Source organism: Klebsiella sp. 1SOBk5mer, from assembly GCF_046603115.1.
GTDB classification, from domain to species: domain Bacteria; phylum Pseudomonadota; class Gammaproteobacteria; order Enterobacterales; family Enterobacteriaceae; genus Klebsiella; species Klebsiella quasipneumoniae.
The window spans coordinates 249276-273941 of the sequence record NZ_JBKIUU010000004.1 but is presented as its reverse complement, the minus strand read 5'-3'; the positions used below and the strand labels follow the sequence as shown (position 1 = coordinate 273941).

Annotated in this window: 23 protein-coding genes and 1 pseudogene; 11 read left to right on the top strand and 13 right to left on the bottom strand. The window is 60.6% G+C overall.

Annotation, left to right across the window (positions count from 1 at the left end; genetic code table 11):
* The first annotated feature begins 79 nt into the window (after positions 1 to 79).
* Positions 80 to 667: a YSC84-related protein gene (locus ACLH1U_RS12325; RefSeq protein WP_032454772.1), complete on the top strand. Its 588-nt coding sequence runs from the start codon at positions 80 to 82 to the stop codon at positions 665 to 667.
* 60 nt (positions 668 to 727) lie between these two features.
* On the opposite strand, the gene ACLH1U_RS12320 is transcribed toward ACLH1U_RS12325, so the two are convergent.
* Together ACLH1U_RS12320 and ACLH1U_RS12315 are read right to left on the bottom strand one after the other, a co-directional pair.
* Positions 728 to 1183: an RcnB family protein gene (locus tag ACLH1U_RS12320; protein ID WP_023288701.1), complete on the bottom strand. Its 456-nt coding sequence runs from the start codon at positions 1181 to 1183 to the stop codon at positions 728 to 730.
* Between the two features lie 178 nt (positions 1184 to 1361).
* Entirely contained in the window at positions 1362 to 1751 is a 390-nt protein-coding gene (locus tag ACLH1U_RS12315) for a hypothetical protein (protein ID WP_023288700.1), read from the bottom strand.
* Positions 1752 to 2020: 269 nt separating this feature from the next.
* Between ACLH1U_RS12315 and ACLH1U_RS12310 the strand changes: the two genes are divergently transcribed.
* The 3 genes from ACLH1U_RS12310 to ACLH1U_RS12300 are packed head-to-tail and all read left to right on the top strand — an operon-like array spanning position 2021 to position 5022.
* Positions 2021 to 3139, top strand: coding sequence for an ABC transporter substrate-binding protein (locus ACLH1U_RS12310; protein ID WP_050533036.1), 1119 nt, complete (start codon positions 2021 to 2023; stop codon positions 3137 to 3139).
* Between the two features lie 60 nt (positions 3140 to 3199).
* Complete coding sequence (locus tag ACLH1U_RS12305) at positions 3200 to 4228, top strand: FecCD family ABC transporter permease (RefSeq protein WP_072096506.1); 1029 nt, start codon at positions 3200 to 3202, stop codon at positions 4226 to 4228.
* Entirely contained in the window at positions 4225 to 5022 is a 798-nt protein-coding gene (locus ACLH1U_RS12300; RefSeq protein ID WP_023288697.1) for an ABC transporter ATP-binding protein, read from the top strand. Before ACLH1U_RS12305 ends, ACLH1U_RS12300 begins: the two co-directional genes overlap by 4 nt.
* Positions 5023 to 5063: 41 nt before the next feature.
* Here the strand turns inward: ACLH1U_RS12300 and ACLH1U_RS12295 are convergent, their stop codons facing one another.
* From ACLH1U_RS12295 to ACLH1U_RS12285, 3 genes are all read right to left on the bottom strand, one after another.
* Entirely contained in the window at positions 5064 to 6206 is a 1143-nt protein-coding gene (locus tag ACLH1U_RS12295) for an HlyD family secretion protein (RefSeq protein ID WP_411299268.1), read from the bottom strand.
* Positions 6206 to 6550 carry a DUF3302 domain-containing protein gene (locus tag ACLH1U_RS12290; protein ID WP_023288695.1) on the bottom strand — a complete coding sequence of 115 codons (345 nt, stop codon included), beginning with the start codon at positions 6548 to 6550 and terminating at the stop codon, positions 6206 to 6208. Before ACLH1U_RS12290 ends, ACLH1U_RS12295 begins: the two co-directional genes overlap by 1 nt.
* Positions 6551 to 6687: 137 nt before the next feature.
* Positions 6688 to 7329 (bottom strand): Crp/Fnr family transcriptional regulator, encoded by a 642-nt coding sequence (locus ACLH1U_RS12285; protein ID WP_072420810.1) that lies wholly within the window; start codon positions 7327 to 7329, stop codon positions 6688 to 6690.
* Positions 7330 to 7566: 237 nt separating this feature from the next.
* Between ACLH1U_RS12285 and ACLH1U_RS12280 the strand changes: the two genes are divergently transcribed.
* The 5 genes from ACLH1U_RS12280 to ACLH1U_RS12260 all read left to right on the top strand — a co-directional run bounded on the left by ACLH1U_RS12280 (position 7567) and on the right by ACLH1U_RS12260 (position 14081).
* Positions 7567 to 8490, top strand: a complete 924-nt coding sequence (locus ACLH1U_RS12280) for an aminoimidazole riboside kinase (protein WP_050533039.1) — start codon at positions 7567 to 7569, stop codon at positions 8488 to 8490.
* A gap of 164 nt (positions 8491 to 8654) precedes the next feature.
* Entirely contained in the window at positions 8655 to 10172 is a 1518-nt protein-coding gene (locus tag ACLH1U_RS12275) for a carbohydrate porin (protein ID WP_049013605.1), read from the top strand.
* 104 nt (positions 10173 to 10276) lie between these two features.
* Entirely contained in the window at positions 10277 to 11647 is a 1371-nt protein-coding gene (locus tag ACLH1U_RS12270) for a sucrose-specific PTS transporter subunit IIBC (RefSeq protein ID WP_023288691.1), read from the top strand.
* Positions 11647 to 13047 carry a sucrose-6-phosphate hydrolase gene (locus ACLH1U_RS12265; RefSeq protein WP_044521387.1) on the top strand — a complete coding sequence of 467 codons (1401 nt, stop codon included), beginning with the start codon at positions 11647 to 11649 and terminating at the stop codon, positions 13045 to 13047. Before ACLH1U_RS12270 ends, ACLH1U_RS12265 begins: the two co-directional genes overlap by 1 nt.
* Before the next feature lie 23 nt (positions 13048 to 13070).
* Complete coding sequence (locus ACLH1U_RS12260; protein WP_017898803.1) at positions 13071 to 14081, top strand: LacI family DNA-binding transcriptional regulator; 1011 nt, start codon at positions 13071 to 13073, stop codon at positions 14079 to 14081.
* A 47-nt stretch (positions 14082 to 14128) separates the two neighbouring features.
* Here ACLH1U_RS12260 and ACLH1U_RS12255 read toward each other — a convergent pair.
* The 5 genes and pseudogenes from ACLH1U_RS12255 to ACLH1U_RS12235 all read right to left on the bottom strand — a co-directional run bounded on the left by ACLH1U_RS12255 (position 14129) and on the right by ACLH1U_RS12235 (position 19855).
* Positions 14129 to 14738: pseudogene (locus tag ACLH1U_RS12255) on the bottom strand (hypothetical protein).
* Between the two features lie 185 nt (positions 14739 to 14923).
* On the bottom strand, positions 14924 to 15946 hold the full coding sequence (locus ACLH1U_RS12250; protein ID WP_004152946.1) for an ABC transporter permease: 1023 nt from the start codon (positions 15944 to 15946) through the stop codon (positions 14924 to 14926).
* A 19-nt stretch (positions 15947 to 15965) separates the two neighbouring features.
* Entirely contained in the window at positions 15966 to 17450 is a 1485-nt protein-coding gene (locus ACLH1U_RS12245; protein WP_101862668.1) for a sugar ABC transporter ATP-binding protein, read from the bottom strand.
* A 32-nt stretch (positions 17451 to 17482) separates the two neighbouring features.
* A complete protein-coding gene (locus ACLH1U_RS12240) occupies positions 17483 to 18406 on the bottom strand; it encodes a sugar ABC transporter substrate-binding protein (RefSeq protein WP_002892597.1) in 924 nt (307 codons plus the stop codon).
* 429 nt (positions 18407 to 18835) lie between these two features.
* Positions 18836 to 19855 carry a LacI family DNA-binding transcriptional regulator gene (locus ACLH1U_RS12235; RefSeq protein ID WP_023288687.1) on the bottom strand — a complete coding sequence of 340 codons (1020 nt, stop codon included), beginning with the start codon at positions 19853 to 19855 and terminating at the stop codon, positions 18836 to 18838.
* Positions 19856 to 19957: 102 nt separating this feature from the next.
* On the opposite strand from ACLH1U_RS12235, the gene ACLH1U_RS12230 reads away from it, so the two are divergent.
* Positions 19958 to 20965, top strand: a complete 1008-nt coding sequence (locus ACLH1U_RS12230) for a Gfo/Idh/MocA family oxidoreductase (protein ID WP_060589562.1) — start codon at positions 19958 to 19960, stop codon at positions 20963 to 20965.
* 235 nt (positions 20966 to 21200) lie between these two features.
* Here ACLH1U_RS12230 and ACLH1U_RS12225 read toward each other — a convergent pair whose 3' ends face one another.
* Genes ACLH1U_RS12225 through iolE form a run of 3 tightly spaced genes read right to left on the bottom strand, consistent with a single transcriptional unit; the run spans position 21201 to position 24331 of the window.
* Positions 21201 to 22232: a Gfo/Idh/MocA family protein gene (locus ACLH1U_RS12225; protein WP_032454325.1), complete on the bottom strand. Its 1032-nt coding sequence runs from the start codon at positions 22230 to 22232 to the stop codon at positions 21201 to 21203.
* A gap of 9 nt (positions 22233 to 22241) precedes the next feature.
* Positions 22242 to 23414, bottom strand: a complete 1173-nt coding sequence (locus ACLH1U_RS12220; RefSeq protein ID WP_105490865.1) for a Gfo/Idh/MocA family protein — start codon at positions 23412 to 23414, stop codon at positions 22242 to 22244.
* Positions 23411 to 24331 (bottom strand): myo-inosose-2 dehydratase, encoded by a 921-nt coding sequence (iolE, locus tag ACLH1U_RS12215; protein WP_064157809.1) that lies wholly within the window; start codon positions 24329 to 24331, stop codon positions 23411 to 23413. The genes ACLH1U_RS12220 and iolE overlap by 4 nt, the downstream gene beginning before the upstream one ends.
* On the opposite strand from iolE, the gene ACLH1U_RS12210 reads away from it, so the two are divergent.
* Positions 24330 to 24458: a hypothetical protein gene (locus ACLH1U_RS12210; RefSeq protein WP_254915157.1), complete on the top strand. Its 129-nt coding sequence runs from the start codon at positions 24330 to 24332 to the stop codon at positions 24456 to 24458. The two genes, iolE and ACLH1U_RS12210, sit on opposite strands and share 2 nt — an antisense overlap.
* The last annotated feature ends 208 nt before the right edge of the window (positions 24459 to 24666 follow it).

Sequence of the window (24666 nt, the reverse complement as noted above, 5' to 3'; positions counted from 1 at the left end):
AACGTTTATTTTATGGATAATTAACCATTATTTACCCTACCATCCCCGGCCATATTCAGATTTAAATAAAAAGATTTCTATGAAATTACAGACGCTTTTCCTCGTCGCCATGACCGCGCTGGCGGGCTGCAGCGCGCAGGGCGATACCGCCAGCCAGCAGCGGGCCAGCATTCAGAAGATGCGCAACGAAACCCTCAATAAACTTTACACCCTGCAGCCCGAGGCCCGCAGCGATATTCAGCATGCGAAGGGTTATGCGGTATTCGCCAATAACAGCAGCAAGATCCTGCTGTTCGGATTTGGCAGCGGCTACGGCGTGGTGCGGGATACGGCCTCCGGAAAGGACACCTATATGAAAATGGCCCAGGGCGGCGCCGGTCTGGGAATAGGGATCAAGCAGCAGCGCACGGTGCTGGTCTTCCATGATAAAGCGGCCCTGGATCACTTTATCCGCCAGGGATATATGGTCGGCGCCGATGCGAACGCCGCGGCGAAATATGATGACAAAGGCATCGCGCCGATCGCCGCCTCCGCGAACGGCGTAGCGAAGGACACCTCCTCGCTGCCGTCGAAAGTGAACGTCTATGAAATCACCGACAAGGGGCTGGCCGCCCAGGCGATGGTCAATGGCTATAAATACTGGCCGGATGACGAACTGAACCCGTAGCCCCGGCGGTGATCCATCGCCGGGTCAGGTGTTCCCTGCCCGGCGTTGGGAAAAGCGCATTTAGTGGCCGAGGGCGCCGCTCACCAGAATCGAGGTGATGATCCCGGTCGCCGCGGCGATCAGCACATAGTTACCGTCGATATAGGACCAGTGATGGCCCTCCGGCGGGGGCGGCAGGCCGCGGTCGCTCCAGTCACGGACGCGATACTCATCGCCACGGAACGGCGCCGGAGCCGGGTGGCCTTTGCGGAAATCGTTACCGCGCCAGGCGAAATGGTCCTGCTCATGACGTGCCTGATCGCGTTTGTCATGACCGTCACGATCCGGGCCACGCTGGTCATGGTCACCCTGATGATGCGCGTCAGGTCCGCCCTGCGGCGCATGCCCATTATGATCCGGACCGTTCTGCCACACCGTTGGCTGCCCCGGGCGATGGCCGTCGTTCGGGCCATCGGCAAAGGCCGGGACGCTCAGCACAGTGGATAACATTACCGCCAGAGAAATCATCTTTTTCATCGTACACCTCCTGATTGAAGTTCTTTGTAACGGGAAAATGTGAAGAAAGAGTGAGTATCCGCTTAACCAGGACGATTCCTGGCACCTGGGGTTTCTGCTGTCGGGGAAGGCATTATGGGGGAGGACGAGCAATAAAAAAGGCCGCTCTCGCGACCTTTATTCAGACTGCTATCAGGACTTACTCAGTCACTTTATTTTTTAACTCTTCAGCGCCGGATTTGGTTTTATCCCAGCCCTTTTCTGCGCCGGATTTGGTGGCGTTCCAGCCTTTTTCGCTGACCTCTTTGGTCTTATCCCAACCTTTCTCAGTCCCTTCTTTGGTCTTGTTCCAGGTCTTCTGCGCGCCTTCGCTCACCTGGCTGCCGACGCTATCCTGTTTGCCTTCGGCCGCATGTTTCGCCTTCAGCTGCTGCTCTTCGCCCTCGTGCTGGGCCTGGTGCAGCTTCTCTTTGGCGGTGTTGGCGTTGGCATTGGCCGCCGCGACGGTATCATCTGTTGCATGTGTTGTCGCAGCAAAAACCGGAGCCGCAACCAGAATAGCCGATAACGCAATCATTGCTTTTTTCATAATATCCTCTCTCACATGTCATGTTATGAGTCGCATTCAGGATGGCACAGCGAACCGGGGATGACATTAGGAATTAGCCTGAAAAACGTTTTCGCCCTCCAATCATGGCAGAAAATGCTGCCGCCGCGCGCCCTGTCGGCGTTCACATAATTTCCAACACGTTTGTTACATTTCGTGAAATTTGCCCTTGATATACTTGCCGTTGAGGTTTACTCGAGAATAATTCTCAGAATCATTATATTTATAAATTGGCAAACGGAACTCCTTTTATGGCAAGAAAATCAGTAAGATCGCTGTTGCTTACTGCGCTGATCGCGACGCCCTTCCTCAGCTATGCGACCCAATATCCGCTGACGGTTACCGACCTTGACGGCCGGCAGGTCACCCTGGTCAAAGAGCCGCAGCGTATTATTTTGCAGGATGGTCGCGACATTATGACCCTCGCCCTGCTGGACCGGGACAATCCGTTTAAGCGGCTGGTGGCATGGAATAATCTGGCGAAAAAGCAGGATGTTGCCACCTGGCAGATGCTGAAAACGGCGTGGCCGCAGTCGGCTACGATTCTGGACATGGGCTTCAGCGACAAGGGGAACGTCGATCTTGAAAGCGTCATCGCCCGCCAGCCGGATCTGATGATCGCCCAGCTGCGCGCCAGGCCTGCGCTGATGGAGAGCGGGGTCATTGACAAGCTTAGCGCCCTGCACGTTCCGGTGCTGTTTGTCGACTATGAGATCGACCCGGCGAAAGATACCGCCCCCAGCATCGACCTGCTGGGCAAAGTGCTTAACCGCGAGAGCCAGGCCAAAGCCTTTACCGATTACTATCGCCATCAGCTGCAGACGATTCGTCAGAAAACCGCAGCCATCACGCCGAAGGCCAACGTCTTCGTGGAAGCGCTGGCCGGCAACAGCGACGCCTGCTGCTTTACTCATGGCCACAGCGGCTGGGGCGGGCTGGTGGAGGCGGTCGGGGCGAACAATATCGGTTCGCAGCTGCTGCCGGGCGCCTCCGGGTTCGTCTCGCTGGAGAAAATCATCAGCATGAAGCCCGACGCCTGGATCATGACCGGCTCGAAGCGTGGCAACAGCCAGGTGCTGCCCCTGGGCTATGAAGTCAAGCCGGAGGCGGTGAAGACCCAGGCGCAGACGCTGCTGGCGCGGCCAGGGGTCAGCCAGATCCCGGCGGTTCAGGAAAAGCGGGCCTATGGCGTCTATCACCACTTCTATAATCACCCGTGGAATATTGTCGGCATGGAGTATCTGGCGAAAGATATCTATCCGCAGGCCTTCCGCGATCTCAACCCGGATGAGACTTATCATTATATCGTGCGCCATTTCACCGACCTGCCGGACCAGCCGTTCGTCTTTTCCTGGCAGCAGAGCGAGTAATCCGGCATGCGTTTAACTTCCGACTCCGTTCTGGACGGGCTGCCCGCCGGGACGCCTGGCGTGATGGATCATTATCGCCATATCGTGCGTCGCCGCCTGCTGCTGATGCTGCTGCTGGCGCTGTTGATTGTCGCTTCGCTGCTGCTCGATTTTATGCTCGGCCCCTCCGGACTGCCGCTGCAGAGCCTGTGGCAGACGTTAACCGATCCGGCCAGCGCCGATCCGGGCACTCGCGCCATCGTCTGGGACATCCGGCTGCCCTATGCGGTGATGGCGATTATCGTCGGTCTGGCGCTGGGACTGGCCGGTGCCGAAATGCAGACCATCCTCAATAACCCGCTGGCCAGTCCGTTTACCCTCGGCGTCTCCTCGGCTGCGGCGTTTGGCGCCGCGCTGGCGATTGTACTGGGTATTGGCCTGCCCGGTATTCCCGGCCAGTGGTTTATCTCGGCCAACGCCTTTATCTTCGCCCTGCTGGCGGCCCTGCTGCTGGACGGCATTACCCGCTGGACCCAGGTGGCCACCTCCGGCGTCATTCTGTTCGGCATCGCGCTGGTCTTTACCTTTAACGCCCTGGTCTCGATGCTGCAGTTTATCGCCAATGAAGACACGCTGCAGGGGCTGGTGTTCTGGACCATGGGCAGCATCGACCGCGCCTCCTGGAGCAAAGTCGCCATCCTGCTGGTCGCCCTGGCGCTGGTGATGCCCCTGTCGCTGCGCAGCGCGTGGAAGCTGACCGCCCTGCGGCTGGGCGAGGACCGGGCCATCAGCTTTGGCATTAACGTTCGCCGTCTGCGCCTGGCCACACTGCTGCGGATCAGCATTTTGTCGGCGCTTTCGGTGGCCTTTGTCGGGCCAATCGGCTTTATCGGCCTGGTGGCGCCGCATATTGCGCGGATGCTCTTCGGCGAAGACCATCGCTTTTACCTGCCCGCCAGCGCGCTGATCGGCGCCCTGGTGCTCTCCCTGGCCTCCATCGCCTCGAAGAACCTGATCCCGGGGGCCATTATTCCGGTGGGGATCGTCACTTCCCTGGTAGGGGTCCCGTTCTTTTTAAGCATTATTTTACGTCACCGGGGGCAGGTATGAGCGACCAAACGTTATCCGGGCTGTCGCTGTCTCACTTCAGCGCCGGCTACCCCAGACGCAAGGTGATCGAGAACCTGACGGTTCCCCATCTGCCGCGGGGGAAAATCACCGCGCTGCTGGGGCCAAACGGCAGCGGTAAATCGACGTTAATGCGGGCGATGGCGGGTCTGGGCCCCTGCCGCGGCGAGCTGCTGCTGGAGGGGGAAAATCTGCTGACGCAGCCGTTCGCACGTCGCGCGGAACAGGTGGTTTATCTTCCGCAGACGCTGCCTGCCGGCGTGCATCTGCATGTGCTGGAGTCGATTATCGTGGCCCAGCGCGCCGCCGGAGGACGCCACAGTCCGCAGCACCAGGAGGAGGTGATGGCGCTACTGCGCCAGCTGGGAATTGCCCATCTGGCGATGAGCTACCTCGATCAGCTCTCCGGCGGGCAAAAACAGCTGGTGGGTCTCGCCCAGTCGCTGATTCGCCAGCCGCGCCTGCTACTGCTCGACGAACCGCTCAGCGCGCTTGATCTCAACTATCAATTTCACGTGATGGATCTGGTGCGCCGGGAGACCCGACGGCGCAACATCGTGACCCTGGTGGTGGTGCACGATATCAATATTGCCCTGCGTCACGCCGACCACGTGCTGATGCTCAAAGCGGGCCAGCTGCTCGGCGACGGCACCCCGGCCGCGGTCATCACCCCCGAGACCCTGGCGGCCGTCTACGGCGTGCGCGGTCGTATTGAGCCCTGTTCGCAGGGGGTGCGGCAGGTGATTATTGACGGGCTGGTGGACAGCGAGGCCTGACCGCGGCGCGGGGAGGATACGGCCTCCCCGCGCCCGCCGGCTTAGTGATCGAGATAGATATAGTTTTCCCAGCTCTTCATGCGGATCAGGATCTTCCGGATCAGCGACAGCTCTTTCAGGTGATCCGAGTAGACCGCCGCCTCGAGGGTGGCCCCCTGCGGCAGGGCGTATTCGGCAAATCGCGGATCGGTCACCTTCAGCACCACCAGCGCCCGGCCATGGGTATTGAGCGCGTCCGTGGTCAGCAGTTTGCCCTGGCCCTGAAACTGACTCTCGCCAATCGCCGGCAGCACGTCGGCCACTTCCCCGCGGAAGACGGTGCCCGGAATGGCCGGGAACATCAGCTCCGCAGGCTCGCCTTTGTGCAGACGCTGCAGGGCGTTCTGGCGAAATGCCGCGACATACTCCCGCGAGGCGTCGCCCTCCACCGGCACAAAGGTCATCACCGGCAGCATCCCCAGCGCGGTGGACATGGTGCCTGGCCGTAAGCCGACGGTGCTGACATAGCCGTCTTCCGGGGCGCGGACGACGGTGTTATCCAGCTGAAACTGCGCCTTCTGCAACTGCGCCAGCAGGGAGGCCACGGTGGTATTTTTGCCCTTCACCACCGAGTCCAGCGCGTTACGCGCCTGAACCACGTTCGCCTGAGCCGCGCTGACGCTGGCTTCATCGGCTTTCCACGTCTGTAGACGGGTATCGACCATTTGATCGGAGAAGGCGCCCTGGGCATGCCCCTCCCGAAAGCGGGCATACTCCCGCCGCGACTGGTCGCGCTGGGCCACCGCTCTGCTCAGCTCGGCCTCCGCCTGGCTTAACGCGGCGTTGAGGGAGAGCGCATCCTGACTGGCCGCTTTAATTTGCGCCTGCAGATCGTCCACCTTTGCCTGGAACGGCGTCGGGTCGAGAGTAAACAGCACATCGCCCTTATGCAGCCTCTGGTTAGGCTTCACCGGTACGGTCTGCACCCGACCGCGTACCTGCGACACAATCGGCACGGTGCGAAACACCTGATTACCGACGTCGGTATAGGGGAAGTTGTAGTTCATCCCGAAGATCACCACGCCAATCAGGGCGATACCGCCGAGCACCGCCGTCGGCACGGTCCACTTATTGAGCGGAATGCGGAAAACTTTAAACACCACGATGCATAGCGCGGCGTAGGTCAGCAACATTAACGTTTCCATTACTCTGCCTCCTTCGCTTTAAGTTCCTCGACCTCGCGCTGCACCTGCTCCAGTCGCTGAACGACCGTCTCCAGACGCTGATGCAGGGCCTGCTGATCGTCGGCGATGCGGCGCATTCCCCATCCGCGGTCTTCGCGCCACAGCGTCGCCCAGATCCACAATAAGGGCCACAGGGCATGCAGGGTAAATAAGCTGACCCAGCCGGCATAATGAATCGCATCCTGATGAGGATGGCGCCGCTCTTTGGCGATTTCATAAGGAATATCGTGAATAACAATCACGCCATAAAAAAGTATTAAGGCCACGGCGATGAGAATGGCCAGCGCCACATAGTCCAGGGTCATAAAATAACTCCAGAGTGAAAGGTTAAATAAATAAAACGGCCAGGTTCAGGCGTAACGGGGCCGGGGGAAAACGCGCGCGTAGCGCTTTCCTCGGGCGGGTTTTAGCGACGTTATGTCGGGGAGCCGACGAACCTGAATCAGAATTTCTCAGGAATATGACGGTCGATGGAAATCAGTTTGCCTTTTTTCACCGTGATATATCCTCCCTCGCGCAGGGCGGCCAGCACCTGATAAACATAGCTGCGCGAAAGATTGGTTCGTTTAATAATAAATGCCGACAGGCTTTCATGCTGACCACCATCGATTCCTCCACGATATAAATAGCGCGACAGCATTGATTTAATGGTCTGAAAGCTGGTCTGGCTGCCGCGTTCATAGTGGGCATCAAGGGCAAATATGCCCATATAGGCCAGGATCGTGGTCAGCTCTTGCATATAGCCCGGCGACGAATGAAAGAATATCCGTTCAAAATCGCTGGCGGATATTTTCGCCAGCTGGCATTCACCCAGACACCGATAATAGAGCGCCACCGACGGACAATAATGTTCAAGCAGCCCTAACGGCATATGCGCGATAACAATCCCGAGCAGGTTCTGCTCATCACCAAAGGCCAACGTCATTTGCCCCTGCAGCAAAAAATAGAGATAGCCCGGCTGCGGCAGAAATGGCTGGTCTTTACTCAGGCTCAGGGTTTCACTGCAGGCGATGACCGCCGGCAGGTGCGTGGTCAGCGACAGCTTCTGGTACCGATCGTAAATATCGCCAAAACTGGGGTTCATCGCGCTACGCACTCCTTCACCTTTTATCACCGCGGTGGGGTTAACCGCGGCCTGTGGAACTATACCTAAGCGGGTCAGGAAGGAAAAGTCCAGATCTGGAGTGGCGAAATATTCCGCCTGGCTCACATTTTTTACCCTCGCCCCGCCCTTTCATCCACCAATCGTTCCGCTTGCCGCCAGGCTGTGCTTTAATTAGCTAAACCGGTTTAACAAAGTTTAGCTAAGAGGAGCTGTCCTATGAATGGTAAAATCTGGGTACTCGGCGATGCGGTCGTCGATCTCCTGCCCGACGGAGAGGGCCGCCTGCTGCAATGCCCCGGCGGCGCGCCGGCCAACGTCGCGGTCGGCGTGGCGCGGCTCGGCGGCGACAGCGGGTTTATCGGCCGCGTCGGCGACGATCCGTTCGGTCGCTTTATGCGCCACACCCTGGCGCAGGAGCAGGTCGATGTGGATTTTATGCGCCTCGACGCGACGCAGCGCACCTCCACGGTGGTGGTCGATCTCGATCGGCACGGGGAGCGCACCTTTACCTTTATGGTCCGCCCGAGCGCCGACCTGTTTCTTGCGCCTGAGGATCTTCCGCCGTTCGCCGCCGGCCAGTGGCTGCACGTCTGCTCTATCGCCCTCAGCGCGGAACCGAGCCGCAGCACGGCATTCGCGGCGATGGAGGCGATAAAGCGCGCCGGGGGCTATGTCAGCTTCGACCCCAATATCCGTAGCGACCTGTGGCAGGATCCGCAGGAGCTGCGCGACTGTCTCGACCGGGCGCTGGCCCTCGCCGACGCCATAAAACTGTCGGAAGAGGAGCTGGCTTTTATCAGCGGCAGCGACGACATCGTCAGCGGCATCGCCCGGCTGAACGCCCGCTTCCAGCCGACGCTGCTGTTGGTCACCCAGGGCAAAGCGGGAGTCCAGGCCGCGCTGCGCGGGCAGGTTAGCCACTTCCCCGCCCGCCCGGTAGTGGCCGTCGATACCACCGGCGCCGGCGATGCCTTTGTCGCCGGGCTGCTCGCCGGGCTCGCCGCCCACGGCATCCCTGACAACCTCGCCGCCCTGGCGCCGGACCTCGCGCTGGCGCAAACCTGCGGCGCGCTGGCCACCACCGCCAAAGGCGCCATGACCGCCCTGCCCTACAGGGAGGATCTTCAGCGCTCGCTGTGATCCCGTTGGGCCGGCTAACGGCCCACTTTGCTGGCGACATCACAATTCTTAAACCGGTTTAGCAATTTTTATTTTCACTGCGTTACCGACATGTTTACCATATCAACTAAACCGGTTTAGCAAACGTTAGCACACTCACTGATTTACCTTTGGATGTCACCAACATGTATAAAAAACGGAAGTTAGCCATTCTTATTGCTTTGCTAACCGGCGCCGCCGCCGCCCATGGGCAGACAGACCTGAACAGCATTGAAGCGCGTCTCGCCGCCCTGGAAAAACGTCTGCAGGATGCCGAGACCCGCGCCAGTACCGCCGAAAGCCGCGCCGCCTCAGCGGAGCAGAAAGTTCAGCAGCTAACCCAGCAGCAGCAGCAAACCCAGGCCACCACCCAGCAGGTGGCCAAGCGCACCACCCAACTGGAAGAAAAAGCCGAACGGCCCGGCGGCTTTGAGTTCCACGGCTACGCCCGCTCCGGGGTGATCATGAACGACTCCGCCGCCAGCACGAAATCCGGGGCCTATATGACCCCCGCCGGGGAGACCGGCGGCGCCATTGGTCGTCTTGGCAACCAGGCCGACACCTATGTGGAAATGAACCTCGAACATAAGCAGACCCTGGACAACGGGGCGACCACCCGTTTTAAAGTGATGGTGGCCGACGGGCAAACTACCTATAACGACTGGACGGCGAGCAGCAGCGACCTGAACGTGCGCCAGGCGTTCGTCGAGCTGGGCAACCTGCCGACCTTCGAGGGTCCGTTCAAAGGCTCGACCCTGTGGGCCGGGAAACGCTTTGACCGCGACAACTTCGACATCCACTGGGTTGACTCGGATGTGGTGTTCCTCGCCGGGACCGGCGGCGGGATCTACGACGTGAAGTGGAACGACAGCCTGCGCAGCAACTTCTCGTTATATGGCCGCAACTTTGGCGATATCGCCGACAGCAGCAACAGCGTGCAGAACTATATCGTCAGCATGAATAACTTTGCCGGCCCGGTGCAGATGATGGTCAGCGGGATGCGGGCGAAAGATAATGACGACCGCCAGGACGCGAACGGCAATCTGGTGAAAGGCGATGCCGCTAACACCGGGGTTCATGCCCTGCTGGGTCTGCACAATGAGAGCTTCTATGGCCTGCGCGACGGGACCAGCAAAACGGCCCTGCTGTATGGCCACGGACTGGGCGCCGAGGTTAAAGGCATCGGCTCCGACGGCGCGCTGCGACCGGGGGCCAATACCTGGCGTTTCGCCAGCTACGGCACCACGCCGCTGAGCGATCGCTGGTTTATTGCCCCGGCCGTGCTGGCGCAGAGCAGTAAAGACCGCTATGTCGATGGCGACAGCTATCAGTGGGCCACTCTCAACCTGCGTCTGATTCAGGAGGTCACGCAGAACTTCGCCCTCGCCTGGGAGGGCAGCTATCAGTACATGGATCTGCAGCCTGAAGGCTACAACGATCGCCATGCGGTCAACGGCAGCTTCTACAAGCTGACCTTCGCCCCGACCTTCAAGGTCGGCAGCATCGGTGACTTCTTCTCGCGTCCGGAGATCCGCTTCTACACCTCGTGGATGGACTGGAGCAAAAAGCTGGATAACTACGCCAACGACGACGCGTTAGGCAGCAACGGATTCAAATCGGGCGGCGAATGGTCGTTCGGTATGCAAATGGAGACCTGGTTCTGACGTGAACCCGGACGACAGGGTAAGTCACACATAAATATAAGGTTCGCGGTGCCTGCCACGGCCGGCGCCGCCCACGCCATATCATCATGCATTCAGAGGGTACTATGGATTTTGAACAGATTTCCCGCTCACTGCTTCCCCTGCTGGGCGGCAAGGAAAATATCGCCAGCGCCGCGCACTGCGCCACCCGCCTGCGGCTGGTGCTGGTCGACGACGCGCTCGCCGACCAGCAGGCGATTGGCAAAATCGACGGCGTGAAAGGCTGCTTTCGCAATGCCGGCCAGATGCAGATCATCTTCGGCACCGGGGTGGTCAATAAAGTCTATGCCGCCTTTATCCAGGCGGCGGGCATCAGCGAATCGAGCAAATCCGAAGCCGCCGACCTGGCGGCGAAAAAGCTGAACCCGTTCCAGCGCATCGCCCGCCTGCTGTCCAACATCTTCGTGCCGATTATTCCGGCCATCGTCGCCTCCGGCCTGCTGATGGGCCTGCTGGGGATGGTGAAAACCTACGGCTGGGTCGACCCGGGCAACGCTATCTATATCATGCTGGATATGTGCAGCTCGGCGGCGTTTATCATTCTGCCGATCCTGATCGGCTTTACCGCCGCCCGCGAATTTGGCGGTAACCCTTATCTGGGCGCGACCCTCGGCGGGATCCTCACCCACCCGGCGTTGACCAACGCCTGGGGCGTCGCCGCCGGCTTCCACACCATGAATTTCTTCGGCATCGAAGTGGCGATGATCGGCTATCAGGGCACGGTCTTCCCGGTGCTGCTGGCGGTGTGGTTTATGAGCCTTGTCGAGAAACGGCTGCGCCGCATTATCCCTGACGCGCTGGATCTGATCCTCACGCCGTTCCTGACGGTGATTATCTCCGGCTTTATCGCCCTGCTGCTAATCGGCCCGGCCGGCCGCGCGCTCGGCGACGGCATTTCGTTTATCCTCAGCACGCTTATCAGCCACGCCGGCTGGCTGGCGGGCCTGCTGTTTGGCGGCCTCTATTCGGTGATCGTCATTACCGGTATCCATCACAGCTTCCATGCCATCGAGGCGGGCCTGCTCGGCAATCCGTCGATCGGCGTCAACTTCCTGCTGCCGATCTGGGCCATGGCCAACGTCGCCCAGGGCGGCGCCTGCTTTGCGGTGTGGTTTAAAACCAAAGATGCCAAAATCAAAGCTATCACCCTGCCGTCGGCGTTTTCGGCGATGCTGGGGATCACCGAGGCGGCAATCTTCGGGATTAACCTGCGCTTTGTGAAACCGTTCATCGCCGCGCTGGTGGGCGGTGCCGCTGGCGGCGCCTGGGTGGTATCGATGCACGTCTACATGACCGCGGTGGGCCTAACGGCGATCCCGGGAATGGCCATCGTGCAGGCCAGCTCGCTGCTGAACTACATTATCGGGATGGCGATCGCCTTCGCCGTGGCCTTCACGCTCTCTCTGACGCTGAAATACAAAACGGACGCTGAATAATGTCATTACCGTCACGCCTGCCTGCGATCCTGCAGGCCGTTATGCAGGGCCAGCCGCAGGCGCTGGCCGACAGCCATTACCCGCAATGGCATCTGGCGCCGGTCAGCGGACTGCTGAACGATCCCAACGGCTTTTGCCAGGTCGCCGGGCGTTACCACCTGTTTTATCAGTGGAACCCGCTCGCCTGCGACCACACCTACAAGTGCTGGGGACACTGGAGCTCAGCCGATCTGCTGCACTGGCGGCATGAACCTATCGCCCTGATGCCGGATGAAGAGTATGACCGCAACGGCTGCTACTCCGGCAGCGCGGTCGAGTTCGAGGGCGCCCTGACCCTGTGCTATACCGGCAACGTGAAATTCCCCGACGGCGGGCGCACCGCCTGGCAATGTCTGGCGACGGAAAATGCCGATGGCACCTTCCGCAAGCTGGGGCCGGTGCTGCCGCTGCCGGAAGGCTATACCGGCCATGTGCGCGACCCTAAAGTGTGGCGACAGGACGGGCGCTGGTACATGGTCCTCGGGGCGCAGGATGTGCAACAGCGCGGCAAAGTGCTGCTGTTTACCGCCAGCGACCTGCGGGATTGGCGCCTGGTGGGCGAGATAGCCGGGCATGACGTTAACGGCCTGGCGAACGGCGGCTACATGTGGGAGTGCCCGGACCTGTTTCCGCTGGCGGACACCCACCTGCTGATCTGCTGCCCGCAGGGGCTGGCCCGCGAAGCGCAGCGCTTTCTCAATACCTATCCGGCGGTGTGGATGGCAGGCCGTTTCGACGCCGAACGCGGCGCCTTCGACCATGGTCCGCTGCACGAGCTGGACAGCGGATTTGAGTTCTACGCGCCGCAAACCATGCTGGCCGAGGATGGCCGCCGCCTGCTGGTCGGCTGGATGGGCGTCCCGGACGGGGAAGAGATGCATCAACCCACCCGCGCGCAGGGGTGGATCCACCAGATGACCTGCGTGCGCGAGCTGGAGTGGCAGGCGGGCACCCTGTATCAGCGCCCGCTGCGCGAGCTGGCCGCCCTGCGCGGCGAAGCCGAGGGCTGGCGCGGACAGACCCTGCCCCTCGCCCCGATGGAGCTGGCCTTTGACATCGCCCCCAACAGCACGCTGGGGCTGGATTTTGCCGGCGCCCTGCAGCTCACCGTTAACCGCGACGGCCTGCGCCTGTCGCGCCGCGGGCTGCAGACGGCGGAGATGCATCACCGCTACTGGCGCGGCGAGGCGCGGCGCCTGCAGATCTTTATCGACCGCTCCAGCGTGGAGATTTTCATCAACGATGGCGAAGGGGTGATGAGCAGCCGCTTCTTCCCGGGCTATCCGGGGCAGTTAATCTTCAGCGGTGCGACGCCGGTGGCATTCTGCCGCTGGCTGCTGCGGCCATGCATGGTAGAATAACCGTTTTGCTTTCAGGCTCCCGGGTGCTGATGAAAACCAAACGCGTAACTATCAAAGATATCGCCGAACTGGCGGGCGTCTCCAAAGCGACCGCCAGTCTGGTGCTTAACGGTCGTGGCAAAGAGCTGCGCGTGGCGCAGGAGACGCGCGAGCGCGTGCTGGCGATCGCCCGCGAGCAGCACTATCAACCCAGCATTCACGCGCGCTCGCTGCGCGATAACCGCAGCCATACCATTGGCCTGGTGGTGCCGGAAATCACCAACTACGGGTTTGCCGTTTTCTCCCATGAGCTTGAGACGCTCTGCCGGGAAGCCGGCGTGCAGCTGCTTATCTCCTGCACCGACGAAAACCCCGGCCAGGAGAGCGTGGTGGTCAATAACATGATTGCCCGCCAGGTCGACGGCCTGATCGTCGCCTCGTGCATGCACAGCGATGCCGACTACCTGAAGCTCAGCGAACAGCTGCCGGTGGTGCTGTTTGACCGCTCCCCCAGCGACAGCGCCCTGCCGCTGGTGATGACCGACTCGGTCACCCCAACGGCCGAGCTGATCTCCCGCATCGCCCCTCAGCATGCGGACGAGTTCTGGTTTCTCGGCGGCCAGCCGCGGCTATCGCCATCGCGCGACCGGCTGGCGGGATTCACCCAGGGCCTGGCTCAGGCGGGGGTCACGCTGCGTCCCGAGTGGGTGATCAACGGCAACTATCACCCCAGCTCCGGCTATGAGATGTTCGCCGCGCTCTGCGCGCGGCTGGGCCGGCCGCCGAAAGCGCTGTTCACCGCGGCCTGCGGCCTGCTCGAAGGGGTCCTGCGCTATATGAGCCAGCACCATCTGCTGGACTCCAATATTCATCTCGCCAGCTTCGACGATCACTATCTGTACGATTCACTTTCCCTGCGCATTGATACCGTGCAACAGGATAATCGCCAGCTGGCCTGGCACTGCTACGATCTGCTCAGCCAGCTGATCGACGGCCAGGCGCCGGAGCCGCTCCAGCGCTATCTGCCCGCCACCCTGCAGTTTCGCCATGCCTGACGGCGCCGTCGGCAATTAGCGTTTTCGCCGGGCGCGCGCCGCCCGCCTCACCGCCAGCAGCGTGCCGGCGAGCACCGCGCCGAGGCCAATCGTGACCGGCCAACGGTAAGCCATCAGCAGCGAGGGCAATCCGCCGTCCGGCGCCAGCATCACGAGATTCCAGCCCGCCAGGCCCGCATTGCCGTTCAGCGCCCGGCTTAACATCCGCTGATGCGGGGCGAAGGGCTGAATGGTCTGGTAATGGCTGCCGAACAGCGGCGGCTGCATCTCCCTGGGAAATTGCGCCTGAACCTGGGCCAGCACGCTGGCCGGCAGCGCATGCGATGCCGCCAGCAGATGCCCGTCGCTATTTACCAGCAGCAGCTGATAATGTCGCTGCCGGGCCAGGGCATAGAGATCCGCGCGCATTACCGCCAGCGGCCAGGTGGCTTCCCGCTGCCGCGCCGGCGTGTTCATCCGCCGTTCGAGGCGTGACGCTACCCACTGCGCATCCTTCTCCAGCTGACGGGTATACATTTCGCGGCAAACCTCTCTGGCCAGAAAATGCCCGCCCCGGCCGATGATCAGGATCGCCAGGCCAACGAGCAGCGTGACGATCACGCCCCTTCTTCCCGGTCGCCAGACCGGCGAGGATTTGCCTATGGATGGTGTATTCATACGACTCCAGAAACCAGGGGGCAAGGCGTGGCCCCCTGGCGAATGGACAACAAAAGTCGCGAAACTGTACAGGATGCGCAGCGCGGGAAAAATAGACAGCCGGCGCCAGGCGGGGAGTATTTTGTTTATTTCTGGACAGGGCTGGCGGCAACGACGCGCTTCGCCGTTGCCGCCAGTTGATAAGATTAGTGTTTTTTCCGGTTACGGCGCATGTCGATGGTCACCGCCGCGACGATAATGATCCCTTTAATAATATCCTGCACGTAGGCATCGACGCCGACAAAGGTAAATCCGCTCTTGATCAGGCCAAGGATCATCGCGCCAATCAGGGTGCCGGTAATGCGCCCCACCCCGCCCATTAAGCTGCTGCCGCCGATCACCGCTGCGGCAATCGCGTCCAGCTCGTAGGACATCCCCATGCTGGACTGGCCGCTGCTGACGCGCGCCGCCAGCACCACCCCCGCCAGCCCGGAGAGCGCCCCGGCGATGGTGTAGACAATCACCAGGTACTTATTCACGTTGATGCCGGACACTTTGGCCGAGGTCATGTTGCCGCCGATGGCATACACATATTTGCCATACCGGGTATGCTTCAGCGCAATGTGAAACACCGCGGCGATCACGAAGAAGATGATCACCGGCATCGCCCCCTGGCCTATCGCCGTAAAGCTGTCGGAGAGGAAGCTTATCGGATTGCCCTGAGTGTAATACTGCGCCAGACCGCGCGCCGAGACCATCATCCCGAGGGTGGCGATAAACGGCGGGATACCGGTTCGCGTCACCAGGAAACCGTTGGTCAGCCCGCACAGCAGGCCGACGCCGATCCCCGCGCAAATCGGGATCACCGCCGGCAGGTTGACCAGCGCCGGGAACATCGGCGACAGGCTGTCGGAGGTTTGCGCCAGGCTCGCCGCCACCACCGCCGCGAGGGCGATAACCGAGCCGGAGGAGAGGTCAATCCCGGTGGTGATGATCACCTGGGTGACGCCGACGGCGATGATGCCGATGATCGCCACCTGCAGCACAATCAGCACCAGGCGGTTGGTATTGAGCAGGAACGACTGGTCGCGAACATACCAGCCGGCGATTTCAAATGTCAGGGCAATCACCAGCATCACCACAAAGATGCCGGTATCTTTCGGCATTTTATGCCGCAAATTAGCGAAGAAGGAGGAACCCTCGCTGGCCGGAGCCGCCGTTAATTTCATATTACTCATTCTCTGTGCCTCAATGGGATGCCAACGACAAAATGGTTTCCTGGTCGGCTTCGTCTTTTTCCAGGATGCCGGTGATACGACCTTCATGCATCACCATGACCCGGTCACTCATGCCAAGGATTTCCGGCAGCTCAGAGGAGACCATAATGACCGCCACCCCCCGGTTCGCCAGTTCACTGATAAGATGATAAATTTCCGCCTTCGCCCCGACGTCGATGCCGCGGGTCGGCTCATCGAGAATTAAGATTTTCGGTTGCGCTAACAGCCAGCGCGCAATCAGGACTTTTTGCTGATTCCCCCCGCTGAGGTTATTAATAATTTGATCCATCGTCGGCGTTTTAATATTGAGCCGGCGGATTTGCTCCATGCAGTCTTCGGCCATTTTCACGTGCTGGACAAAACCGCTCTTGCCGATATATTCCGGCATTTTGACGATACTCATATTTTCCAGCACTGACAGCACCAGAAACAGGCCCGACTTTTTGCGGTCTTCGGTTAATAACGCCATCCCCTTTTCAATCGCCACGGAGGGAGAATCAATGGTCACCGGCGCCCCGTCGATCAGCACTTCGCCGCTGTCGAAGTGTTCCATACCGAACAGGCTTTCCATCACCTCGCTGCGCCCGGCGCCCACCAACCCGGCCACGCCGAGGATCTCGCCGCGACGCACGGTAAAGCTGACGTCATGGAACACGCCCTGGCGCGTCAGGTTGCGCACCGTCAGCACCTCTTCGCCGATGGTGTTATTAAATTTCGGGAACAGCTGGGTTAATTCGCGGCCCACCATCTGGGTGATCAGCGACTGGCGGGTAAATTCAGTGGTGTTTTTGCTCCCCACCCAGGTGCCGTCGCGAAAGACGCTGATCTCATCGGTGATCGCGAAGATCTCATCCATTTTATGGCTGATATAGATGATCGCTTTGCCCTGGGCCCGCAGGTCGCGGATGATGGTGAACAGGTGAGCCACCTCGCCTTCGGTCAGCGCCGAAGTGGGCTCATCCATGATCACAATATCCGCGTTCCATGAGACCGCTTTGGCAATCTCCACCATCTGCTGGGCGGCGATGCTCAGGTCGCCCACCAGCCGGTCGGCAGTTAAGCGAATATTCAGCTTATCCAGCAGCGCCTGGGTCTGGCGGGTCAGCTGGCCGTGGTCGACAAAGCCGTACTTCATCGGCTCGCGCCCCAGCCAGATATTCTCCGCCACCGTCATATGCGGCACCAGATTCAGCTCCTGGTGAATCATCGAGATCCCCGAGCGCAGCGCATCCATGGTGTCGGTAAACTCCACCGGCTCACCTTTTACGCGAATCGATCCTTTATCCGGGCGATAGATACCGATCAGGCACTTCATTAGCGTGGATTTACCGGCGCCGTTCTCGCCCATCAGGGCGTGCACCGTTCCCGGGCGCACGCGTAATGAGACATTGTCGAGCGCCTTCACGCCGGGGAAGAACTTACTGATACCTTCGGCTTCAAGGGCAAAAGCGTTCATACATCCACCTCCGTACCACAGGTTGGCCAGGATTATTTCTGATTACGATTGGTAAATTCAGCCATGTTCTCTTTGGTGATCAGCTGATACGGCACGTCGATGATCTTTTCCACTTTCTCGCCGTTCGCCAGCTTAATGGCCGCGTCTACGGCGCCCTCGCCCTGGCCTTTCGCATCCTGGAAGATGGTGGCGATCATCTTGCCGCTCTTCAGCATCTGCAGCGCATCCGGGGTGCCATCCACGCCGGCAATGAGAATATGGTTCGGGTTTTTACCCAGCGCCTGCAGGGCGCCGATCGCCATTTCATCGTTGTTGGAGGCGATGGCCTGGATATCCTCGCCGCTGGTCATCCAGTTGCTGACCACATCCACGGCGTCATTGCGGGTAAATTTCGCGGTCTGCTTCTGCACGATTTTGATGTTCGGGTATTTCGCCACGACCTCTTCCACCCCTTTGGTGCGGTCGCGAGTGGATTCATTCGCCAGGTCGCCGAGCAGGATCGCCACATTGCCCTTGCCGTTCATCGCCTTCGCCAGCGCTTCCATCTGCAGACGACCGGCGAGAATCGAATCCGACCCCACATAGGCCATCTTGTCGGTCAGCTCCGCCTGCGGGCGACGGTTTACAAACACCAGCGGGATCCCGGCTTTGGTGGCCTGATCCATGATCGGTTTCACCGCGTTGGTATCCACCGGGTTGACGATAATGGCGTCCACGCCCTGGCCGATAAAGTTCTGCACCTGCTGCAGCTGCTGGGAGACATCCCCTTTCGCGTCCTCGATCTGCGATTTCACCCCGTCTTTTTTCATCTCTTTTTGCATCGAGGTACGCAGGATCGTCAGGAAGTTATCGTCAAACAGCGCCATCGAGACACCAATGGAGACATCTTTTGCCATAACCACCGCAGGCAGCATGCAGGCTAACAAAGAGGCAACAATCGTTTTCTTAATATTCATAGTTGATCCTTGATTTTGTAGGTACGCCGGTGAATGAAACAAAATGAAAAATTAATTTCAGTTAGATTGCGACAAATGTCTGTTGTGACGGCGACGGCGCTGCGGGGTTTTCCGCATTTCGTCGTGATCGGAATCACAAATAATGGCTGTATTATCATCACTTTTTTGAAACATCAGTCCATTTATGCCACACCATGAATTCCAGACCATTTATTTCATTAACAAGACATTTGAAACTTTTATAAGTAAATAACTGAAATGAAAATTTTAAAACCATGCAGTAACAGAATTTTGACAGACATCTAACATTGCTGCATAAATGAGCGAAAAATGAGAGGCAGACAACGCTTTACAGCGATCGCCCCCGGCGGGGTTGGCATTTACCCGGCGGGGAGATCCGCGTTGTCAGGAAGGGAGGCGCCGCACGCCTTAGTCGACGTTCTCGGCGCTGTAGAGGATAAAGTCGACTTTCCCGTCGGCATAGGTTTGCGGCTGATAGCCGGACTCCAGATGGCGCAGCATCAGGTCGATCGCCAGCTGGGCGTGCTGGCGGGTGTTCTGATCGAGCGTTAACGCCAGGCTGCCCCTGGCCAGCTGCTGGCGGGTGGTATTGTAGCGCTCATGGGTGATCCAGCAGACGTCGCCTTCGCGGCGGTGGCGTGCCAGCGCCTCGGCAATCTGAGTATTGCCAAGTCCGGTGTTATAGATCCCGACAATATGCCGGCTGCGGCACAGGGCCTGCTCCAGCAGGCGGGTGATCTGCTCCCGCCGCTCTTCGCCCGCCAGCACCTCGTTGAGCTGCAGATGGGGAAAGCGCTGGCTCAGCACCTCGCGGAACCCCTGGATGCGCAGGCGATGCGCGCTGTAATCCTCCCGGCCGCTCACCATCAGCACCTCCCCGGGCCGCGGCGTCATTCTCCCCATCATTAACCCCGCCGTGCGGCCAGCCTGCAACTGATTGATCCCGACGTGGCAGAGCCGGTCGGCGCCGGGCAGATCTGTCGCCAGGGTAATGACGGGGACGCCCGCTTCCCGACAGCGTCGCAGCGCGTCATGCACCACAGGATGGTCATTGCCGAAAACGATGATCCCCTGACGCTGCTGGCCGCTGCGCATAATGCGCCGGGCCAGGGTCGCCGGCTGCGACTCCGGGACAAAGGTGCGGTGCAGGGTCAGACGACGATAGCCGAGGCTATCCGCGACGGCGGCGAAATCCTGCGCCAGCTGCGGAAAAAAGAAAGAGTCATTGCTGCTGAGAAAGAGCTCAATCTGCCAGGGAAAGCGGTGCTCCTCCGGCAGGATCCGCTTCAGCCCCGCCTCCCGCGCCGCCTGCAGCACTTTGCGCGTGGTCTGCGGCGATACGCCGCCGCGTTCGTTCAGCACCCGGTCAACGGTGGCCACGCCGACGCCAATCTGTCTGGCCAGCATCGCCAGTGACATGTTTTTCATCGCCCCTCTCTTCAATGATGGAAATACATCAAAACGGCAGTGTCAGTGAGTTTAGCAAACCGATTATGGTGGCAGCGTCCCCTCGCCATTCTGGAGAATAAAATGAAGTGCAAACGTTTTGCCCTGGTAGGCAGTGGTTTTATCGGTCAGGTTCATGCCGCCAGCCTCGCCCGTCACGACGGGAGCGAGTTGACGATGGTGGCCGATGTCGCGCCGGAGCGTGCCCAGGCGCTGGCCGCCCGCTATGGCGCCCGGGCGGTGACGGTGAGCGAGGCTCTCCGTAGCGACGCCATCGACGCTGTGCTGATCGCCAGCTCGACCCCGTCGCATGCCGAACTGCTGGAAGCCGCCGCCCGGGCGGGCAAGGCGGTCTATTGCGAAAAACCGATCGACCTTTCCCTGGCGCGCGCCCGCGAGGTGGTGGAGCGGGTGCTTCCCCTTAAGGTGCCGGTCACCGTCGGCTTTAACCGGCGCTTTGACAGCAGCCATCAGCAGTTGCGCCGCCAGCTGGAGCAGGGAGCGATCGGCAGGGTCGAGCTGGTGCAGATGGTCTGTCGCGCCTCCAGCATGCCGCCGCTCGACTATCTGCGCAGCTCCGGCGGTCAGATGCGCGATCAGGCGATCCATTTCTTCGATCTTCTGCGCTTTCTCACCGGCGATGAAGTGCATACCGTAGCGGCGATGGGCGCGGCGCTGGCCCTGCCGGAAATCGCCGAATTTGGCGATGTCGACACTTCCATCCTGATGATGCAGATGCGCGGCGGCGCGCTGGCGCAGCTGGACAACACCCGCCGCACCGGCCACGGGTATGATGAACGGATCACCCTGCTGGGGGCAGAGGGCGCGCTGGAATCCGGCAGCCAGTCGCCAGCGGGCCCTACCCTATGGCGCGGCAATCAGCGCATTGAGCCAGGCCTGTGGCCGGACTGGTTCAGCCGGGTGCAAGGATCTTATTACCAGCATCTTGACGCCTTTATCCGCTCTCTGAATGGTGAAACCGTGGCCGACCTGCCCGGCCTGGTGGACGGCCTGCAGGCGCAGGCCATTGCCGAAGCGGCGGTTCAGTCTCTGCAGCGCGGCCAGTTTGTCGCCGTTGACGACTGTCGGTGAGTGGTTGCGTGGCAACCGCTATCAGGCTCTGAACCTGCCTTTATGCCGGGCGGCGGCAATGCCTTGCCCGGCCTACGGGCATGATAACCATCCATATCACACAGTTGCAGTGATATCCCAGGCCCGCGCAAGCGCCGCGCCGCCGGGCAGCAGATATCCGGCACCGTGCGCGTCCCGGTGCCGGGCAATGGCGTGCACGCGCGCGCTGTCTGCAAACCAAAGCCCGGCCGGCCCCTTAACGTTCTTCGTTAAACACCGCACCCACCTGGCGCCGCACCTCATCCATCACCTGCAGATTCTGCAGCACCTGACTGAGCGGCCGCAGCGGCGAGTCCCGCAGCCCCTGACCGATGCACCAGGCAAAATGCTCCGCCTGCCAGAACAGCTGGTCGTAGCGATTGCGCGGCTCTTCCCAGCGCAGCGCCTGCCCGCCCTGGCTGGCGGCGAGCGTGAACCCGCCGGGGGCGTAAAACTGACCGTCGATCGTCAGGGTCGCCTGGCGTCCGGCCACCACCGCCCCGCCCGGCGTGTTGCTGAACAACGTCGTGTTTAACAGCCCCTGCATCCCGTTCCGCCAGCTGAACAGCATTGACGTCTGGCCGTTAAGCCCCTCCGCCGTCGCGCGGCCGCGGGCGACAATCTCCTGCGGCATGCCGCCCACCATCAGCGCAAACGAGGTCAAATAGCTGCCGAGATCCATCATCGGCCCGCCGGCAAGGTCGGCGTTAAAGATGCGGTGATCGGTAGTGAAATACTCGCCGTGATCGGCCAGCAGGGTATGCAGGTCGCCGAGTACCCCATCCTCCAGCAGCTGGCGGATCACATCATACTTCGGCGCGTAATCGCACCACATCGCCTCCAGCGCCAGCTTCCCCTGGCGGGCGGCTTCGGCCTGCAGTTCACCTCCTTCGCCGAGGTTGAGCGCGAAGGGCTTCTCTATCAGCACGTGTTTGCCCGCCTTCAGCGCCTGCATGCCGTCGGGAAAGTGATGGTTGTGCGGCGTCGCAATATAGACCGCATCAATATCCGGACGCGCCAGCATCTCCTCCACCCGGCCGTAAGCCTGGGGGATCCCCCATTCCGCAGCTACCCGGTCGGCCTTCGCCTGGCTGCGGGAGGCAACGGCCACCACCTGCTGCCGGCTCTGGGTTTTCAATGCGTGCACAAAGCGCTCGGCGATCCAGCCCGGACCAATGATGCCCCAGCGCAGGGAGGGAATGCTCTGCGCCGCCGGGCGGCGCGGGGTCGGTAATTGTGAGGGAAACATAGCGGCTCCTTAATCCTTAACCACGTTAACCCAGCGACGGCTGACCATCGAGGCTTCAATCGCCGACAGCACGCGCTGATTCTGTAAACCAAATTCAAAGCTGGGATAGCAGTCGTCGTCCCCACAAATCCCCTGCACCAGGTCATGCACTTCCATCACCTTGACGTCAAAATAGCCCAGCCCGCCGCCGCCAAAATCGAAGCCGAAGAAGCCGGCATAGGCCGGGATCTGGCTCCCGGCATACAGCGTTTTAAAGCCGCGGTCGTGTTTGTCATCCCGGAAGCGATACACCTGCAGTTCGTTAAAGCGCTCCCCGTCCATATACAGCGTGCCTTCGGTGCCGGAGACTTCCCAGAACACGCCGAAGATGCGCCCGGCGGCGATGCGCGAGGCCTCAATCACCCCCGCGGCGCCGCTGTCGAAATTGACCAGGCACTGAACCTGATCGTCATTTTCCACTTCCCGCCACTCGGCATCGGCCGCGACCCGGCTGGCATACCCGGCATCGGTCTGTGGCACCGGACGCTGGCGCAGGCAGGTTTGCGCGCTGGCGGTCACTTCACGGATCCCGCCCATCAAAAACTGGGCGACGGACAGGGTATGGGCGCCGAGGTCGCCAAGCGCCCCGCTGCCGCCGAGGGTTTTCGAGCAGCGCCAGGACCAGGGCAGGTTCGGGTCGTTATAAAACCCCTGATCAAAGGTGCCGCGAAAGCGCACCGGTTCGCCAATATCGCCCCGGGCGATAAGCTGCTTTGCCAGCAGCGCCGCCGGGGTTTTAATGTTGTTAAAGGCCACCATGGTCTTCACCCCCGCGCGCCGGGCCGCCTGCGCCATCTCCTGCGCCTGCTGCTCGTTAACCGCCAGCGGTTTCTCGCAATAGACATGTTTACCCGCCGCGATCGCCGCCATCGCCATCGTGTAGTGCAGATGGTTCGGCGAGGTAATATCCACCACGTCCACCAGCGGATCGTTCACCAGTTCGCGCCAGTCACCGTAAGCTTTCTCCGCCCCCAGCTTCACCGCATGACGTTCAGCCAAAGCCTGATCCTGATCCGCCAGCGCGTAAAGATAGGGGCGCTTCGGCAGACCGGGATAGAACATGGCCGCGCGACGGTAAGCGTCGGCGTGCGCCTGGCCCATAAAACCGGAGCCGATAAGACCAATATTTAACCGCGCGCTCATGATGCGTGCTCCTCTGATGATGACGGGGACGAAAAGTGGTGCGCCAGCCAGGCGAAGGCGCGGCGAGCGGTGGCAAACGGCGGCGCCATCGCCGGGTCCTGCTCTGCTTCGATAATCAGCCAGCCGCGGTAGTCGCTGTCCCGGGCAAAGTTGAGGATCGGCGCATAGTCGATGCAGCCGTCGCCAGGGATGGTAAACAGCCCGGCGCGCACCGCCTCGTTAAAGCTCAGGTTTTCGCGATACAGGCGCCCCAGCACCTGCGGACGGACGTCTTTCAGATGCAGATGGCGGATACGGTGGCCATATTTCTCCAGCACGCGCGGGATATCGACCCCGGCGACGAAGGCGTGTCCGGTATCAAACGCCAGCCCGACGTTGTCATGGGTCTGGGACAGAAACCGCTCCAGTTCGTCGTCGTGCTCCACCAGCATCATCAGATGATGGTGATAGGCCAGCCGGAGGCCGTAGTCCCGCAGCAGCAGGTCGGCAAAGGTATTTAGCTTATGGCAATACGCCGTCAGGCTGACGCGGCTTAACGGCGGCGAGAGCGAGATCGGCTCATCAAGCGGCGTTTCACCGGGCAGTTGCCCGCACTCGCCATAGACCATTACCCTGGCGCCGAGCTGCTGCAGGAGCTGCGCGTGGCCCCGTACCGCCTCCAGCTCCGCTTCCACGCTGCGGTCGGCCAGCAAGCCGCTGTACCAGCCTGACGCCAGGCGCAGGTCAGCCGCCGCCAGCAGAGGCCCCAATGTCTCCGCCTGGCGGGGAAACTTCCGCCCTAACTCAATTCCCTGAAACCCCGCCTCCCGCGCCTCGCGCAGACACGTGTCGAGAGGGATATCGCCGCCTAAATCCTCCAGCACATCGTTGGTCCAGCACAGGGGGCTAATGCCCCACTGCAGGTGCTCTGTCGCCATGTTTATCTCCTTTTCAGCCAGTCGTCTGGTGTGCCGTCACTATAAGCAGGCGACGACCAGCGATGAAAACGGAGAAATGATGGAAATCCATCATTGCCGCGGACGAAATATCCGCTGGCGCGAGTAGCCCTGAAAAATAAATGGAAATAATGCTTGCCGCAGGCTTATTTTGCGGATAAAAATTACTGGCTTAATAACCCGCTTCAGAGGTTATCCCTTTCATTCGAAATATGATGATAGCAATATGAAAAAATCTCAACACCGCAGCGGCGCGGGCTTTAGCCCTGCGCCCAGACCTGGCCTGCTGTTATTTGCGTAAGTGACAAATAGTCCCT

Coding starts and splice junctions, on each gene's coding strand:
- ACLH1U_RS12285 (WP_072420810.1), bottom strand. CDS start 7,329: ATGAACCCCAGTTTTGGCGATATTTACGATCGGTACCAGAAGCTGTCG.
- ACLH1U_RS12270 (WP_023288691.1), top strand. CDS start 10,277: ATGGATTTTGAACAGATTTCCCGCTCACTGCTTCCCCTGCTGGGCGGC.
- ACLH1U_RS12325 (WP_032454772.1), top strand. CDS start 80: ATGAAATTACAGACGCTTTTCCTCGTCGCCATGACCGCGCTGGCGGGC.
- ACLH1U_RS12275 (WP_049013605.1), top strand. CDS start 8,655: ATGTATAAAAAACGGAAGTTAGCCATTCTTATTGCTTTGCTAACCGGC.
- ACLH1U_RS12220 (WP_105490865.1), bottom strand. CDS start 23,414: ATGAGCGCGCGGTTAAATATTGGTCTTATCGGCTCCGGTTTTATGGGC.
- ACLH1U_RS12315 (WP_023288700.1), bottom strand. CDS start 1,751: ATGAAAAAAGCAATGATTGCGTTATCGGCTATTCTGGTTGCGGCTCCG.
- ACLH1U_RS12265 (WP_044521387.1), top strand. CDS start 11,647: ATGTCATTACCGTCACGCCTGCCTGCGATCCTGCAGGCCGTTATGCAG.
- ACLH1U_RS12320 (WP_023288701.1), bottom strand. CDS start 1,183: ATGAAAAAGATGATTTCTCTGGCGGTAATGTTATCCACTGTGCTGAGC.
- ACLH1U_RS12245 (WP_101862668.1), bottom strand. CDS start 17,450: ATGAACGCTTTTGCCCTTGAAGCCGAAGGTATCAGTAAGTTCTTCCCC.
- ACLH1U_RS12290 (WP_023288695.1), bottom strand. CDS start 6,550: ATGACCCTGGACTATGTGGCGCTGGCCATTCTCATCGCCGTGGCCTTA.
- ACLH1U_RS12295 (WP_411299268.1), bottom strand. CDS start 6,206: ATGGAAACGTTAATGTTGCTGACCTACGCCGCGCTATGCATCGTGGTG.
- ACLH1U_RS12225 (WP_032454325.1), bottom strand. CDS start 22,232: ATGTTTCCCTCACAATTACCGACCCCGCGCCGCCCGGCGGCGCAGAGC.
- ACLH1U_RS12310 (WP_050533036.1), top strand. CDS start 2,021: ATGGCAAGAAAATCAGTAAGATCGCTGTTGCTTACTGCGCTGATCGCG.
- ACLH1U_RS12300 (WP_023288697.1), top strand. CDS start 4,225: ATGAGCGACCAAACGTTATCCGGGCTGTCGCTGTCTCACTTCAGCGCC.
- ACLH1U_RS12210 (WP_254915157.1), top strand. CDS start 24,330: ATGTTTATCTCCTTTTCAGCCAGTCGTCTGGTGTGCCGTCACTATAAG.
- iolE (WP_064157809.1), bottom strand. CDS start 24,331: ATGGCGACAGAGCACCTGCAGTGGGGCATTAGCCCCCTGTGCTGGACC.
- ACLH1U_RS12230 (WP_060589562.1), top strand. CDS start 19,958: ATGAAGTGCAAACGTTTTGCCCTGGTAGGCAGTGGTTTTATCGGTCAG.
- ACLH1U_RS12280 (WP_050533039.1), top strand. CDS start 7,567: ATGAATGGTAAAATCTGGGTACTCGGCGATGCGGTCGTCGATCTCCTG.
- ACLH1U_RS12235 (WP_023288687.1), bottom strand. CDS start 19,855: ATGAAAAACATGTCACTGGCGATGCTGGCCAGACAGATTGGCGTCGGC.
- ACLH1U_RS12250 (WP_004152946.1), bottom strand. CDS start 15,946: ATGAAATTAACGGCGGCTCCGGCCAGCGAGGGTTCCTCCTTCTTCGCT.
- ACLH1U_RS12240 (WP_002892597.1), bottom strand. CDS start 18,406: ATGAATATTAAGAAAACGATTGTTGCCTCTTTGTTAGCCTGCATGCTG.